Here is a 14,189-nt window from a genome sequence, read left to right as displayed (position 1 = left end):
TTCTCCATCCAGCCGACCACGTTGCCATCCGGTTGTTTCCGGCGCAATTCCGATAGGACATTGGTGTCGATCAGATAGCTCAAAGTCCTTCCTCGCGGGTCAGGCTGCGGTCACGGGAAAAGTCCAGATCTTCGTCTCCGGCCAGCGGAGATCGGCGCATGAAGGCGACGAGAGATTCTCCGGTGCCTGCAAGCTTGTCGTAGTCGGCCCGGGAAAGGACGATCGCCACAGGTCGACCGTGGACGGTAATTTCCTGCGGACCTTGGCTTGCGGCCGCCTTGACGAGTTCGGACAAGCGGGATTTAGCTTCCTGCATTTGCCAGGCATGCATACCTACCTCCTGGTTCTGACTAGACTGGTCAGATTTTAACGGCTATCCCCGAGTGCGCCAATCAAGTGGCGAGCGGCTGCTCGTCCAGATTGAAAATGCGCCGCATCGGCGTCCATTTCTCCCCAGGAGGCGTCCACGGCGTCGGCGCCTGGAAGGTCCACATCAGCGCTTCCCATTCCCGCAGCCGGGTGTCGCTCCCGGCGGACCGCGCCATGGCCTCGGGGTCGTATACGGCGTCGTCGGTGTCCATCACCATCACCATGCGGGTGCCCAGGCGGTAGATCTCCATACCCAGCACGCCGTGGCGGCGCAGGTGCGCCGCCACTTCGGGCCAGATGCGGCGGTGGTGGGCTTCGTACTGCGCGATCGATCCGGCGTCGTCGCGCAGGTCCAGCGCGTAGCAATGGCGCATGGCTGTCTCGTTCAGGTCAGGGCGCGGTCCAGGTGGGTGTAGCCGCCGTCGACGAAGAGCCACTGGCCGGTGGTGTGGGACGCGCGGTCCGACAGCAGGAATACGACGGTGTCGGCGATTTCGTCGGACGTGGTCATGCGGCGTTCCAGGGGGATTCTGGACACGATGTCCGCCAGTTTGCGCGGCGGATCGTCGAAGCCGTCCAACCAGCGCCGATACAGTGGGGTCATGACTTCGGCCGGCGCCACGGCGTTGACGCGCACGCCGTGTTGGGCCAGCGCCGCGGCCCATTCGCGCGTGAGCGAGAGTTGCGCGCCCTTGGATGCGCAATAGCCGCTGGTGCCGCCCTGGCCGGTCACCGCGGTCTTGGACGAAATATTGACGATGGCGCCGCGGCTTGCCTTCAGGTGGGCGAGGCAGTGGTGGGCCATCACGTAGTAGTGGATCAGGTTCGCTTCCAGCGAGCGCACGAAGGCTGCGCGTCCGGCGTCCAGACCCACGCCGTCGTTGACGCCGGCGTTGTTGACCAGCCCATCGATGCGTCCGCATGCGGCGGCGGCCTGTTCGACCGCGTCGCGGCAGGCCGCCTCGTCGGTCAGGTCGAGCAGGAAGAAGCGCGCCTTCGGCTGCAGGCCCAGCAACTCGCGCTCGAATGCGCGCGTCATCGGGCGCTTGCCGCAGATCAGCGGAATCGCGCCTTCTTGCGCCAGGCGCAGCGATATCGCCGCGCCGATGCCGCTGGCGCCGCCGGTGACGAAGATGGTCTTGTCTTGCAGGTGCAGGTCCATGGAAGCCTCGCTCTTCGGAAAAGTCACGTCAGGCCGTAGCACGCCGCGGCGGCGCCGCCCCATAGCGCGGCCCGTTCGTCGGCCGACAGGCGGCCGCGCGCCCAGTCCTCCACGATTTGGTGGGCCTCGCCATAGGCGCCGGCAAGCAGGCAGACCGGCCAGTCCGAGCCGTACATCAGCCGGCGCGGTCCGAAGACGCGCAAGGCGGCGTCCAGGCAGCGGATGATGTCTGCCCTGTCCGTGGCTTGCAGGCCGCGCCGCCAGTCAGCCTCGGTGACCAGGCCGGACAGCTTGCACGCGACGTGCCCCATGTCCCGGAATTTGTCTAGCGAGGCGCGCCAGCGGGCATGGGCGCCGGCGTCCGAGGCCATGGCCGCCAGGGGCGGCTTGCCCAGGTGGTCCAGCACCAGCCAGTGCGCGTCATGCCGGGCGCAAAAGGCCGCGGCGGCGTCCATCTGAGGGCTGCGCACCAGCACGTCATAGGCATGGCCCCGGGCCTGCAGCAACGCGATGCCGCGCCGCACCGCCGGCGAGGCCAGAAAGGCGTCGGGATCGGGCTCGTCCTGCACCTGATGCCGCAGGCCGCAAAGGCGCGGCGTGCCGCGCCAGGCTTCCAGCCGCGCCTCCAGGTCGCCGCCGGCCAGGTCCGCCCAGCCGACCACGCCGCGTATCCAGCCGTGCCGGCGCGCCAGTTCCAGCAGAAAATCGGTTTCGGCGATGCTGCCGCGCGCCTGCACCGCCACGACGCCGTCCAGCCCGGCCGCCTGCAAGGCGGGCAGCAGGTCGGCCGGGTTTCTGTCCTGCCTGAGCGCGGCCATGTCGGCGCCGATCCAGGGATGGCCTTCGGCCGAGTAGCGCCAGAAATGCACGTGCGCGTCGATGCGCGGCGGGACGGCGGGCGTGGCATGGTTCAGGGGCGGTGCCGGTACCGCTCCAGCGATTCGGGTTTCATCTCGATCGAGAAACCGGGGGCGCGCGGCGGCATATAGGCGGCATTGCGTATGACGCAGGGGTCGATGAAGTGCTCGTGCAGATGGTCCACGTACTCGGTCACGCGGCCCGCGCGGGTCCCGCTGACGCAGACATAGTCGATCATGGACAGGTGCTGCACGTACTCGCACAGCCCCACGCCGCCGGCATGGGGGCACACCGGCAGGCCGTACTTGGCGGCCAGCAGCAGCACCAGCAGCACTTCGTTGACGCCGCCCAGCCTGCATGCGTCGACCTGCACGATGTCGATGGCGCCCCGCATGATCATCTGCTTGAACAGGATGCGGTTCTGGCACATCTCGCCGCTGGCGACCTTGATGGGCGCGACGCCCAGCTTCACGGCGCGGTGGCCTTCCACGTCGTCGGGGTTGGTGGGCTCCTCGATGAACCAGGGCTTGGCGAAGGCCAGCTGGCGCACCCAGTCTATGGCCTGGCCGACTTCCCATACCTGGTTGGCGTCGAGCATCAGGTGCCGGTGCGGCCCCAACGCTTCGCGGGCGATCGTCACGCGCCGGATGTCGGCGTGCAGATCGCGGCCCACCTTGAGTTTGACGTGATTGAAGCCGTTGGCCAGGGCTTCATGGCACAGGCGCCGCAGCTTGGCGTCGTCATAGCCCAGCCAGCCGGCCGAGGTGGTGTAGCAGGGATAGCCCTCGCGTTCCAGCGTGCGTATGCGCTGCGCCTTGCCGGCTTCCTGCCGGCGCAGCAGGACCAGCGCCTCCTGCTGCGTGATGCCGTCGGTCATGTAGCGGAAATCCAGGGCGCGCACGAACGCCTCGGGCGAGAGATCCGCGACCAGGCGCCACAGCGGCTTGCCCTCGGCCTTGGCCCACAGGTCCCAGGCCGCGTTGACCACCGCCGCGGTGGCCAGGTGGATCGCGCCCTTGTCCGGACCGATCCAGCGCAGCTGGCTGTCCGAGGTGACGTGGCGCCAGAAACCGCCCATGTCGGCGCGTATCGAGTCCAGGCTCAGGCCTTCCACCAGGTGCCGCAGGGCCTTGATCGCGGCGCAGCAGATTTCGTTGCCGCGGCCGATGGTGAAGGTGAGCCCGTGGCCTTCGAGCCCGGGCTGGTCGGTCTCCAGGATCACGTAGGCCGCGGAATAGTCCGGATCGGAATTCATCGCGTCCGAGCCGTCCAGCTGGCGGGAGGTCGGAAAACGCAGGTCCAGCACACGCATGGATCGGATTCTGGTCATGGTCGCCCCATGGGGAAGTTGCGCAAGCGGTCGTGGGTCATTGCTGGTTTTCGCCCGTAAGCTTGGCCACCATCAGCGCGCCCAGGATGATGGCGCCGTAGATGGCCTGGATCCAGAATGACGGCACCTGGGCCAGCGTCAGCAGGTTCTGCACCATGCCCAGCAGCAGCACCCCGCACAGCGCGCCGAACATGCCGCCCTTGCCGCCGTCCAGCGATACGCCGCCGATGACCGCCGCGGCGAAGACGGTGAAGATCATGCCGTTGCCCTGGTTGGCGTTGATGGCGCCCACATAGCCGGTCAGGATCAGTCCGCCCAGGGCGGCCAGCGTTCCGGCCAGCGTGAAGACGCCCCAGGTGACGCGGTCCACGTTGATGCCCGCCGCGCGCGCCGCCGGCGCGTTGCCGCCGATCGCGTACACGGCGCGTCCCAGACGGTGGTAGCGCAGCATGACGCCGGCCGCCGCGAAAACCAATGCCGCCAGCCACACCGACCAGGGCAGGCCCAGCAGCGTAGAAGAAGCCAGCGCGAAAAACGGCTGCGGCATGTCGAACAGCGTGCTGCCGCGGGTCGCGCCCACGAGCATGCCGCGCAGCACGATCAGCATCGCCAGCGTGACGATGAAGGCGTTGAGCCGCAGCTTGACCACGAGCAGGCCGTTGAGCAGGCCGACGCAGGCGCCGGTCAGCAGCGTCGCCGCCAGGCCCACCGCGACCGGCAGCTCCGTGCCGAAGCCGCCCGCGGCCGCGGGGATGACCAGCATCGCACCTATGGCCGGCGCGAAGCCGACGGTGGACTCGACGGACAGGTCGAACTTGCCGGTCAGGATGATCAGGGTTTCGGCCACCACCACCAGCGCCAGCGCGGCCGAGGCGCCCAGGATGCCGATCAGGTTGTCGCGCGTCAGGAAGCTGGGGCTGACCAGCGCGCCCAGCACGAACAGGATGACCAGGGCCGGAATCAGGGCGAAGTCGCGCAGCCGTCCCAGCCCCGGCCGGCCGCCCAGGCGCCTGCCCGTGGCGTGGATCGTCGGCTCGGGGCTGGCGTGCGCCGCCATGGCGGAATCAGTTTTCATGCAGGCTGACTCCTTCGATGCGGGCGATCAGTTCGCTGTCGTTCCAGCCGGCCGCGAATTCGGCCGTGACCTCGCCGCGCGTCATCACCAGCACGCGGTCGCAGATGCGCAGGTCGTCGAGCTCGCTGCTCGACAGCAGAATGGCCTTGCCTTCCTGCCTGACCGCGTCCACCGCGGCCAGCAGGGCTTCCTTGGACTTGATGTCCACGCCGACCGTGGGGTCGATCAGCACCAGCACGTCCGGCGTATTGGCCAGCGCGCGCGCCATGACGATCTTCTGCTGGTTGCCGCCCGACAGGCCCGAAACGATCTGCCCGGGGCCGCTGGCCGCGATGTCCAGCGCATCGATCGCCGCCTGGGCCGACTGCCGCTTGCGGCGCGGGCAAATGAAGCCGAACCGGCCCAGCCGGCCGGGGATGGTCATGGTTGCGTTCTCGCCGACCGACTGCGTCAGCACCAGGCCTTCCTGGTGACGGTCCCGGGGCACGCAGCCCACGCCGCGCGCCAGCGCCGCCGCCACGTTTCCCGGCGGCAGGGCTTCGTCACGCACCGTGATCGTGCCGCCGGCCGCGCGCCGGAGACCGGCGACCGTCTCGGCCACGCCGCTGCGGCCGCTGCTGGCGCTGCCGACCAGGCCCACGATTTCCCTGCTGCGCACCTGCAGGCTGACGTTGGCGAAGTCGGCGCCGTGCAGGCCGCGCACGTCCAGCACCACGGGCGTGCGGAGCTGGCGCGGGCGTCCGGCCGCGTCCGGAATCTGCAGGCCGCCGCGTTCGCCCGTCATCGCTTCGATCAGCGTTTCCTTGGGCAGCTCGGCCACCGGCAGGGTCAGGATATGGCGCGCGTCGCGCAGCACCGTCGCGGTCTGGCAGATCTCGTAGGTTTCCTGCAGATGGTGCGAGATGAACAGAAAGGTGACGCCGCCGTCCTGCAGGTCGCGTATGCGGCGGAACAGGCGCTTAATTTCCTCGCCGTCCAGCTGGGCCGTGGGCTCGTCCAGGATGATGAAGCGCGCGCCATGCGACAGCGCGCACGCGATCTCGACCAGCTGGCGCGCCTCGACGCTCAGGTCGCCGGCCCGCGCGTCTTCGTGCACGTCTACCTGCCAGGCGTCGAGCAGGGCGCGCGCCTGGCGGCGCAGCGCCTTCCAGTCGATCAGGCCGCCGCGCAGCGGCTGGCGGTTGATGAAGAGGTTTTCGGCGACGCTCAGGCCTTTGATGATGGTCGAGTGCTGGTACACGCAGGCGACCTGCCGGCGCCACGCGATGCTGTCGGCCAGCGGCGGAGCCGGCTGCCCGTTGAAGGCGATGGCGCCGGCGTCGGGCCGGCGCAGGCCGGTCAGCATGGAGACCAGCGTCGACTTGCCGGCCCCGTTGCGTCCGAGCAGCGCGTGCGATTCGCCGGGCATCACGGTCAGGCTCACGTCGCGCAGCGCGTACGTGGCGCCGAACCGTTTCGACAGCCCGCGTGCCTGCATCACGGGCGTCGGCTGCCGCGCGCTCATTGCTGGTTGGCCCACAGCGACTGGTCGTCGACGTTCTGCCGGGTCACCAAGGGCGCGGGAAGCTGGTCTTCCAGCACCCCGGGCAGGACTTCGACCACCACGCTGCCGTGGTCGGTCGGACCGGGCTTGAACGCCTGGCCCGCCATCGCGGCCTTGACGTAATAGAGCCCGAATTTGGCGTACAGGTCGGCCGGCTGCGACAGGGTGGCGTCGATATGGCCCTTGCGGATCGCGTCGTACTCCTGCGCGATGCCGTCGTTGCTGACGATGACGATATGCCTGGCGTCGCCGGCCGGATGCAGCAGACCCTTGCGCCGCAAGGTCTGCAGGGTCGGCGCCAGGTACACGCCGCCGGCGTGCATGTAGATGCCCTTCAGGTCCGGATTGGCCGACAGCAGGCTGTCCAGGGCCGCGGCGGCCGCGTCGGACTTCCAGCCGGCGGGGATCTCCAGCACCGTCAGGGCGGGGTAGTCTTTCATGCAGGCGCGGAAGGCTTCGGCGCGGTCGCGTCCGTTGACCGAGGCCAGGTCGCCCATGATCTGCACCACCTTGCCCGATTTCACGTGCTCGCCCAGGTATTGGCAGGACTTGGTGCCATAGGCGCGGTTGTCCGCGCGCACCACGATGGCCACCTTGCCCCTGGTGGGAGCCACGTCCACGGCGACGACGGGCACGTTCTTCTGTTCCGCCAGCTCCAGCGCGCGGCTGATGGCGGCCGAATCCAGCGGCGCGACCACCAGCCCCTTGGTGCCGAGATTGAGCAGGTTGGAGACGTCGGTGATCTGCTGTGCCGGGTCCTGGTTGGAATTGACCGGCGCCAGGATGTCGGCCTCGAGCTGCTTGGCGAACTGCAGGACGTAGCCGTTGTACGCCTGCCAGAACGGCGAGGTCAGCATCGGCAGGTTGACGCCGATCCTGTCCGCGGCCGCGGCGTGCGCAATGCCTGCGGCGGGCGCGGCCAATGCGATGGCCAGTATCAGTCGTTGGAGAAAACGCGGGCGCGGCGCCCGCGCCGGGATGGCGCGCAATGCTTTCATGATCTGGTCTCCGCAGATGCCGCCGTTGTCGCAGGGGATGCGTAGCAATCGCCGTGATCCAGCGGCCAGTCACAGCTTTATTTGCTGCCGACCAATATATTCATCTGCGGAAAAATGGCTACCGATCGCCCGAATTCTGGGATTTTTCCCAGATGAACGGCACAACGCCCCGGCGGCCATGCGCGGCCGCCGGGGCGTTGTCTGTGCACTGAGGCTTATGACTCAGGCGAGCGCTTCGATGACCGCCTCGGGATTCCGTTCGATCACGTTGAGCAGAACCAGCGCCGGCCCTCTCGGGGAACGGTCGCCGCGCTCCCAGTGCCGCAAGGTCGCGGTGGAAAAGCCGAAGCAAGCAGCGAACTGCTCCTGGGTCATGCCCACTTTGGCGCGCACGGCCTTCACATCGACCTTGCGGGGACGATGCACGCGCACGCCACGAGCGTCGCCCTTGGCGTGGGCAATCGCTTCCTGCAAGCCTTGCTTGATGCTGTTGAATGCGGTGCTCATGATTTCGCTCGCCCTTTCCAGATGCTCACCAATATCTCGACCAGGCTGGCCAGATCGTTGCGCGTGCATGGCTTGGTACGCGTTCCATTTTAATCCAATGGATTAGTGGAAGGAAGAGCAATTGACCGGAGACTCGGGCGGCCCGGCGCTGAAACGCCTCGGACGCCACGGCGTGAGCCGCCCGATCCATCATTCGATGTTCTGCGCCTGTTCCCGCATCTGCTCGATCAGCAGTTTCAGGTCCATGGCGGCGCGGGTGACGTCCATGCTGCCGGCCTTGGAGCCCAGGGTGTTGGCTTCGCGGTTCATTTCCTGGAACAGGAAGTCCAGGCGCTTGCCGGCGCTGCCGGCCGGTTTCTTGTCGCCGTGTTTGCCGCCTTGCTTGCCGCCGCCGTCGGTGAGCAGGTGGCGCAGTTCTTCCAGGTGCGAGCGCAGGCGCGACAGTTCCTCGGCCACGTCGATGCGCAGGGCGAACAGGTTGGCCTCCTGCGACAGGCGCTCGGACAGCTCGGCGCCGGTGATGTGCGCGAAGCCGCCGGGGAAGGCCGATTCCACGCTTTCGCGCAGCTTGGCGGCGAGCTTGTCGCGATGGTCGGCCAGCAGCTGGGGCAGGTGGGCCTGGACGGTGTCGACGATGCGGGCCACGCCGTCGGCGCACTCGCGCATCATGCCGGCCAGCCGCTCGCCTTCGCGTTCGCGGCCTTCCTGCAGCTGGATCAGCGCCTGGCGGGCGGCCTGCAGGCAGGCCGCGCCCCAGACCTGCGGGTCCAGCGCGTCATTGGCGCGCTGGCCGGGCCAGTTGAACAGTTCGACCAGTCGCGGCGGGGCGATGTCGGGCAGGATGCGGCGGGCGGCCTGCAATTGTTCGGCCAGGTCTTCGAGCCAGGCGGGATCGAGCTTGGACAGGTCGGCGCTGGCGTTGCGCGTATAGGAGACGCGGATCTCGACCTTGCCGCGCCCGAGATTGGCGGTCAGGAGTTCGCGCAGCGGCGTCTCCACGTGGCGCAATTCGTCGGGCAGGCGGAAGTACAGGTCGAGGAACCGGCTGTTGACGCTGCGCAGTTCCAGCGCCAGCGTGCCTTGTTCCAGGTCTGCGCGGGCGTTGCCGAAGGCGGTCATGCTGCGAATCATGGTGTGCGTATCCTGGTGATGCATGTATCGGGGGCCCGGTAGCGCCAAAGCCCGCCGGCCGTGGCGCAGCCTGGCCGGCGGGGACGTTGGAACCGGGGTATCTCGCGGCAGGATACTCCAAGCGGCGCGTTCCTGCGGCCCCAGCCCGTACAATGCGCCCCATCCATGCCATCTCAGGAGCTGCCAGTGACCACTGCCCCCACCATCGCCCGCCCGTCGGGCCGCGCCGTCGACGAACTGCGCCCGTTCAGCCTCGAACGCGGATTCACGCGCTACGCCGAAGGTTCGGTGCTGGTGAAGGCCGGCAACACCCACGTGCTGTGCACGGCCAGCGTGCTGGACAAGGTGCCGCCCTTCCTGAAGGGCAAGGGGGAAGGCTGGGTCACCGCCGAATACGGCATGTTGCCGCGCGCCACGCACACCCGCGGCGACCGCGAGGCGGCGCGCGGCAAGCAAAGCGGCCGCACGCAGGAAATCCAGCGCCTGATCGGGCGCAGCCTGCGCGCGGTGTTCGACATGAAGGCGCTGGGCGAGCGCACGCTGCACCTGGACTGCGACGTGCTGCAGGCCGACGGCGGCACGCGCTGCGCCAGCATCACCGGCGCCTGGGTCGCGGCGGCCGACGCGGTGGCCTTGCTGATGAAGCGCGGCGACCTCGCGACCAATCCGATCCGCGACGCGGTGGCGGCGGTGTCGGTGGGCCTGGTCGAGGGCCGCGCGGTGCTGGACCTGGACTACCAGGAAGATTCGGCCTGCGACGCCGACGTGAACGTCATCATGACCGGCGCCGGCGCCTTCGTGGAGGTGCAGGGCACGGGCGAGGGCGCGACCTTCACCCGGGCCGAGCTGGATACGATGCTGGTGCTGGCCGAGGCCGGGATCGGCAGGCTGGTGCAGGCGCAGCGCGCGGCGTTGGCCTGATGCCGGGGCGCAGGCGGGTGGCGCGTCACGCCGCGCCCTTCACCCCTGCGCCAGCAGCATCCCCACCTTGTCGGCCTTCTCCAGCCCCCAGATCGCGGCGATCAGCCCGCGCAGTTCGGCTTCGGTCGCGGCGTCCGCGTAGCGGCCCAGGCTGAGCGTCTTGTCCTCGATCTCGGCGCGGCTCAGGGTATTGCCCGGGTCGCCCTTGGGTTCGTCGACACGGCTGTGCAGCTGGCGGCCGTCGCGGGTGTAGACCGTGACCTTGCCGATCCAGCGCTGCGGATAGGCGCCGTCGACTTCCGGGTCCAGTTCCATTTCGACCTTGCCGCGGAAGGCCGCGACGCCGGGGTCGTCCAGGCCGGCGTCGAACTCGGCCAGGCCGGCGCGGCCCTGGCGCGCGATCAGGGCCAGCACGGTCCCCATCGAGAACTTGGACTGGTGCACGGTCTGCGGGTTGACGACCGGACCCAGCACGTCGATGGCGCCCTGGTGCACGTGAGCCACGACGCGTTCGATGTCGGCCTCGGTCAGCTTGTGCTCGCGCAGCGCCAGCTGCAGCGCGTCCGCGGCCGGATGGGTGTGGCGGCAGGAGGCGTGGAACTTGAACGAGGTTTCGGCCAGGGCCCAGCGCTCGCCCAGGCGGTCGCACAGGCGCGCCGGATCGGCGTCGGTGGACATGCCGGCCGCCATGCCCTGCGGGCCTTCCAGTATGTGGCGCGCGCCGGTGAAACCGTCCTGCGCCAGGTAAGCGGCGGTGATGCCGTCGGCGGCGGCCTTGGCCGTGTGCAGCTGCTTGGAGTCGGCGGCGTCGCGCAGGAACTCCCACAGGCCCGCGGCCTGGGTGCCGGCCGAACCCAGCGCATGCAGCATGGCTTCGGGCGACAGGTTGAGCAGGCGTCCGGTGGTGACGGCGGCGGCCAGCGTGCCGGCGGTGCCGGTGGTGTGGAAGATCTTGTAGTGCGAGCGGCCCAGGTATTCGCCCACGCGGATGCCGACCTCGTAGCCGGCGACGGCGGCCACCAGCAGGTCGCGGCCGCTGCGGCCCAGCGCCTGCGCCACGGCCAGCGCGGGCGGGAACACCACGGCGGCGGGGTGGAACACGGAGCCGTTGTGCACGTCGTCCTGTTCGACCACATGGGCCGCGGCCGCGTTCACCATCGCCGCGAACAGCGGCGTGGTGCGGCGGCGCGTGATCAGGACTTCGCTGGGGCCGTCGGCCGGGCCCATGGCGGCGGCGTAGCGTTCGATGGCCTGCACCGGGCGGGCCGAGGCGCCGGCCAGAATGGACGCCAGGCAGTCCAGCAACAGGTCTTCGGCGCGGCGCAGGACCGGCGCGGGGATGTCTTCGTAGCGCAGATTGGCGGCAAAGGCCGCGAGTTGGGCGCTCAGGTGCGGGGTGTCTTTGGCTGCGGTCATGGTCAGAAGGAGCGGGGCAGGCCCAGGATGTGTTCGGCGACGTAGGAAAGAATCAGGTTGGTCGAGATCGGCGCGACCTGGTAGAGGCGGGTCTCGCGGAACTTGCGTTCCACGTCGTATTCGTTGGCGAAGCCGAAGCCCCCGTGGAACTGCAGGCAGGCGTTGGCCGCTTCCCAGGACGCGTCGGCCGCCAGCAGCTTGGCCATGTTGGCCTGCGCGCCGCAGGGCTGGTGCGCGTCGAACAGGCGGCAGGCCTCATAGCGCATCAGGCTGGCCGCCTCGACGTTGATGTGGGCGCGCGCGATCGGGAACTGCACGCCCTGGTTCTGGCCGATGGGACGGCCGAACACCATGCGTTCCTTGGCGTAGGCGGTGACCTTGTCGACGAACCAGTAGCCGTCGCCGATGCACTCGGCGGCGATCAGGGTGCGTTCGGCGTTCAGGCCGTCCAGGATGTACTTGAATCCCTTGCCTTCCTCGCCGATCAGGTTTTCCTCGGGGATCTCCAGATTGTCGAAGAACAGCTCGTTGGTCTCGTGGTTGACCATGTTCGGGATCGGGCGGATGGTCATGCCGTGCTTGACGGCGTGGTGCAGGTCCACCAGGAAGATCGACATGCCTTCCGATTTGCGCGTGACCTGCTCCAGCGGGGTGGTGCGGGCCAGCAGGATCATCAGGTCCGAGTGCTGCACGCGCGAGATCCAGACCTTCTGGCCGTTGATCACGTAGCGGTCGCCGCGCTTGACGGCGGTGGTCTTGATCTTGGTGGTGTCGGTGCCGGTGGTGGGCTCGGTCACGCCCATGGACTGCAGGCGCAGTTCGCCGGCGGCGATGCGCGGCAGGTATTCGCGCTTCTGGGCTTCGGAGCCGTGGCGCAGCAGCGTGCCCATGTTGTACATCTGGCCGTGGCAGGCGCCGGAATTGCCGCCGCTGCGGTTGATCTCTTCCATGATGACCGAGGCTTCGGTCAGGCCCAGGCCGGAACCGCCGTACTCCTGCGGGATCAGGGCGGCCAGCCAGCCGGCCTCGGTCAGCGCGCGCACGAAGGCTTCCGGGTAGCCCCGTTCTTCGTCGATCTTGCGGAAGTACTCGGAGGGGAATTGGGCGCAGAGGTCGCGTACGGCTTCGCGGATGTCCTGGTAGGCGTGGGCGTTGGGCATGAGGCTGTTTCTGATGGGTGGTAATGGTTCGGTACAGCGTTGAATGTGCCGCAAGGCGCCGGCCATGCCAATTCACAATTGGTTAATACGGGGTTCCTGTTCGCAAAAGCGCAGTTTCATGACGGGCGTTTGTCAGGAGCAAGGCCGGGTTGTGTCAAGAAATTGCCAAACTGCATACCCATAATTTCCGCCGGTGCCGCCGCGGGCGGCAAGGTTACTGACGGACGGATATGCGGAAAAACATCAGGGTCACGACGGCGTTGTCGGCCATTCTTGCGTTGTTTGTGGTGCTGTTCGCGGTGGCGGCGGCCGCCGGCATCGTCGTGCTGCGCGACAACCGCGCCGGCATCGAGGCGCTGGGCCGGGGCAGCATCGAGCGGGCCAGCGACCTGGCGGACATGACCAGCCGGCTGTTCCAGGCCCGCGCCGCGCTCACCGACGCCAAGACTGCCATGGAAAGCGGCCTGCAGGAGGCGCGCGACGAGTCGCTGGCGCATGCCGCCGAACTGCTGGAACAGGCCGTCGCCAGCCTGGGCCGGCTGCGCGCCAACCCGGACGCCAGCGCGCAGGGCAAGCCCTTGTTCGACCAGGTGCTGGCCGCCCACAAGGCCTTCGCCGGCCAGACGCTCGCGCCCATGCTGGCGGCCATCAAGGGCTGGAACGGGATCGAGGTGAACCGGCTGGTGGACAAGGTGCTGCCGGCCAGCGGCGCGGCCTACGTCAAGCAGGCCGACGCCTACCAGGCTTACGCCCGGGCGCAGGGCCAGGCCGCGGTGGCCGAGGCCAGCCGTACGCTGGAAAGCGTGATCGCGGTGGCCGCCGGCGTGCTGGCGGCCGTGCTGATCCTGGCCGTGCTGATCCGGCTGGCGTTTCGCCGCGGCATCCTGCGCCCGCTGAACGAGGCCGGCGCGCATTTCGACCGCATCGCCGACGGCGACCTGACCGGCGCCATCGCCATGCGCGGCGACAACGAAATCGGCGTGCTGTACTCGGCCATGCGCCGCATGCAGACCGGGCTGTCGGCCGCGGTGGCGTCGGTGCGGCAGGGGGTCGAGGAAATCCATACCGGCGCTAGCGAAATCGCCGCCGGCGGGGCCCACATGTCCGAGCGCAGCGCCCGCCAGGCCGATTCGCTGCAGGAAGCCGCCGCCAACCTGACGCAGCTGTCCCACACCGTGCAGCTCACCGCCGGCAACGCCGACCAGGCCAGCCGCCAGGCGCTGGGCGCCACCGAACTCGCGCAGCGCGGCGGCCAGGCGGTGGAAGAAGTGGTGCACAGCATGCGCGGCATCGCCGACAGCGCCCGCCGCATCGAGGAAATCGTCGCGGTGGTCGACAGCATCGCGTTCCAGACCAACATCCTGGCGCTCAACGCCGCGGTGGAAGCGGCGCGCGCCGGCGAGCAGGGCAAGGGCTTTGCGGTGGTGGCCGGCGAGGTGCGCTCGCTGGCGCAACGCAGCGCTCAGGCGGCCCGCGAGATCAAGGGCCTGATCGAGGATTCCGCGCAACGGGTCGAGGCCGGCGTGCGCCAGGTGGGCCTGGCCGGCGACACCATGCGCGACATGGTCGTGTCGGTGGACCGGGTGACCCAGCTGGTGGCGGAGATCTCCAGCGCCACGGCCGAACAGGCCGCCGGCATCGCCTCGGTCAACGATGCGGTGGCCGACATCGAACGCGCCACCCAGGAAAACGCCGCCATGGTCGAGCAGACGGCGGCGG

The 14,189-nt window shown here is 68.8% G+C and carries 13 protein-coding genes and 1 pseudogene; 2 read left to right on the top strand and 12 right to left on the bottom strand.

Going from position 1 to position 14,189, the window contains the following annotated elements:
• Positions 1-79: 79 nt before the first annotated feature.
• From C1I89_RS03135 to C1I89_RS03090, 10 genes are all read right to left on the bottom strand, one after another.
• Positions 80-331, bottom strand: coding sequence for a type II toxin-antitoxin system Phd/YefM family antitoxin (locus tag C1I89_RS03135; protein WP_102771327.1), 252 nt, complete (start codon positions 329-331; stop codon positions 80-82).
• Between the two features lie 61 nt (positions 332-392).
• Positions 393-743 carry an L-rhamnose mutarotase gene (locus C1I89_RS03130; RefSeq protein WP_102771326.1) on the bottom strand — a complete coding sequence of 117 codons (351 nt, stop codon included), beginning with the start codon at positions 741-743 and terminating at the stop codon, positions 393-395.
• Positions 744-754: 11 nt separating this feature from the next.
• Complete coding sequence (locus C1I89_RS03125) at positions 755-1,531, bottom strand: SDR family oxidoreductase (RefSeq protein WP_102771325.1); 777 nt, start codon at positions 1,529-1,531, stop codon at positions 755-757.
• A gap of 23 nt (positions 1,532-1,554) precedes the next feature.
• The gene (locus C1I89_RS03120; protein WP_258231324.1) at positions 1,555-2,400 is read right to left on the bottom strand and encodes an amidohydrolase family protein; all 846 of its coding nucleotides are present in this window, start codon (positions 2,398-2,400) and stop codon (positions 1,555-1,557) included.
• A 41-nt stretch (positions 2,401-2,441) separates the two neighbouring features.
• Positions 2,442-3,719, bottom strand: coding sequence for an L-fuconate dehydratase (locus C1I89_RS03115; protein ID WP_102771324.1), 1,278 nt, complete (start codon positions 3,717-3,719; stop codon positions 2,442-2,444).
• Between the two features lie 37 nt (positions 3,720-3,756).
• A complete protein-coding gene (locus C1I89_RS03110) occupies positions 3,757-4,776 on the bottom strand; it encodes an ABC transporter permease (RefSeq protein ID WP_102771323.1) in 1,020 nt (339 codons plus the stop codon).
• A gap of 7 nt (positions 4,777-4,783) precedes the next feature.
• Entirely contained in the window at positions 4,784-6,298 is a 1,515-nt protein-coding gene (locus C1I89_RS03105) for a sugar ABC transporter ATP-binding protein (RefSeq protein ID WP_102771322.1), read from the bottom strand.
• Positions 6,295-7,335: a sugar ABC transporter substrate-binding protein gene (locus tag C1I89_RS03100; protein ID WP_102771840.1), complete on the bottom strand. Its 1,041-nt coding sequence runs from the start codon at positions 7,333-7,335 to the stop codon at positions 6,295-6,297. The genes C1I89_RS03105 and C1I89_RS03100 overlap by 4 nt, the downstream gene beginning before the upstream one ends.
• A 222-nt stretch (positions 7,336-7,557) precedes the next feature.
• A complete protein-coding gene (locus tag C1I89_RS03095; RefSeq protein ID WP_102771321.1) occupies positions 7,558-7,842 on the bottom strand; it encodes a helix-turn-helix domain-containing protein in 285 nt (94 codons plus the stop codon).
• 189 nt (positions 7,843-8,031) lie between these two features.
• On the bottom strand, positions 8,032-8,973 hold the full coding sequence (locus C1I89_RS03090; RefSeq protein WP_102771320.1) for a YicC/YloC family endoribonuclease: 942 nt from the start codon (positions 8,971-8,973) through the stop codon (positions 8,032-8,034).
• Between the two features lie 186 nt (positions 8,974-9,159).
• On the opposite strand from C1I89_RS03090, the gene rph reads away from it, so the two are divergent.
• Positions 9,160-9,894 (top strand): ribonuclease PH, encoded by a 735-nt coding sequence (rph, locus tag C1I89_RS03085; RefSeq protein WP_440130613.1) that lies wholly within the window; start codon positions 9,160-9,162, stop codon positions 9,892-9,894.
• Between the two features lie 39 nt (positions 9,895-9,933).
• Here the strand turns inward: rph and C1I89_RS03080 are convergent, their stop codons facing one another.
• Together C1I89_RS03080 and C1I89_RS03075 are read right to left on the bottom strand one after the other, a co-directional pair.
• The gene (locus C1I89_RS03080) at positions 9,934-11,310 is read right to left on the bottom strand and encodes an MmgE/PrpD family protein (protein ID WP_440130612.1); all 1,377 of its coding nucleotides are present in this window, start codon (positions 11,308-11,310) and stop codon (positions 9,934-9,936) included.
• Between the two features lie 2 nt (positions 11,311-11,312).
• A complete protein-coding gene (locus tag C1I89_RS03075) occupies positions 11,313-12,470 on the bottom strand; it encodes an acyl-CoA dehydrogenase family protein (protein WP_102771317.1) in 1,158 nt (385 codons plus the stop codon).
• A gap of 230 nt (positions 12,471-12,700) precedes the next feature.
• On the opposite strand from C1I89_RS03075, the pseudogene C1I89_RS03070 reads away from it, so the two are divergent.
• A pseudogene (locus C1I89_RS03070) lies at positions 12,701-14,134 on the top strand (methyl-accepting chemotaxis protein); the annotation flags it as partial.
• Between the last annotated feature and the right edge of the window lie 55 nt (positions 14,135-14,189).

The sequence above is a fragment of the Achromobacter pulmonis genome (assembly GCF_002885955.2).
Taxonomy (GTDB): domain Bacteria; phylum Pseudomonadota; class Gammaproteobacteria; order Burkholderiales; family Burkholderiaceae_B; genus Achromobacter; species Achromobacter pulmonis_A.
Note: the sequence above shows the minus strand (reverse complement) of the source record. Positions and strands in the feature narration are given on the sequence as shown.

Excerpts from the sequence above, each read along its gene's own strand:
- C1I89_RS03135 (WP_102771327.1), bottom strand. The coding sequence starts at position 331 with ATGCATGCCTGGCAAATGCAGGAAGCTAAATCCCGCTTGTCCGAACTC.
- C1I89_RS03130 (WP_102771326.1), bottom strand. The coding sequence starts at position 743 with ATGCGCCATTGCTACGCGCTGGACCTGCGCGACGACGCCGGATCGATC.
- C1I89_RS03125 (WP_102771325.1), bottom strand. The coding sequence starts at position 1,531 with ATGGACCTGCACCTGCAAGACAAGACCATCTTCGTCACCGGCGGCGCC.
- C1I89_RS03115 (WP_102771324.1), bottom strand. The coding sequence starts at position 3,719 with ATGACCAGAATCCGATCCATGCGTGTGCTGGACCTGCGTTTTCCGACC.
- C1I89_RS03110 (WP_102771323.1), bottom strand. The coding sequence starts at position 4,776 with ATGGCGGCGCACGCCAGCCCCGAGCCGACGATCCACGCCACGGGCAGG.
- C1I89_RS03105 (WP_102771322.1), bottom strand. The coding sequence starts at position 6,298 with ATGAGCGCGCGGCAGCCGACGCCCGTGATGCAGGCACGCGGGCTGTCG.
- C1I89_RS03100 (WP_102771840.1), bottom strand. The coding sequence starts at position 7,335 with ATGAAAGCATTGCGCGCCATCCCGGCGCGGGCGCCGCGCCCGCGTTTT.
- C1I89_RS03095 (WP_102771321.1), bottom strand. The coding sequence starts at position 7,842 with ATGAGCACCGCATTCAACAGCATCAAGCAAGGCTTGCAGGAAGCGATT.
- C1I89_RS03090 (WP_102771320.1), bottom strand. The coding sequence starts at position 8,973 with ATGATTCGCAGCATGACCGCCTTCGGCAACGCCCGCGCAGACCTGGAA.
- C1I89_RS03080 (WP_440130612.1), bottom strand. The coding sequence starts at position 11,310 with ATGACCGCAGCCAAAGACACCCCGCACCTGAGCGCCCAACTCGCGGCC.
- C1I89_RS03075 (WP_102771317.1), bottom strand. The coding sequence starts at position 12,470 with ATGCCCAACGCCCACGCCTACCAGGACATCCGCGAAGCCGTACGCGAC.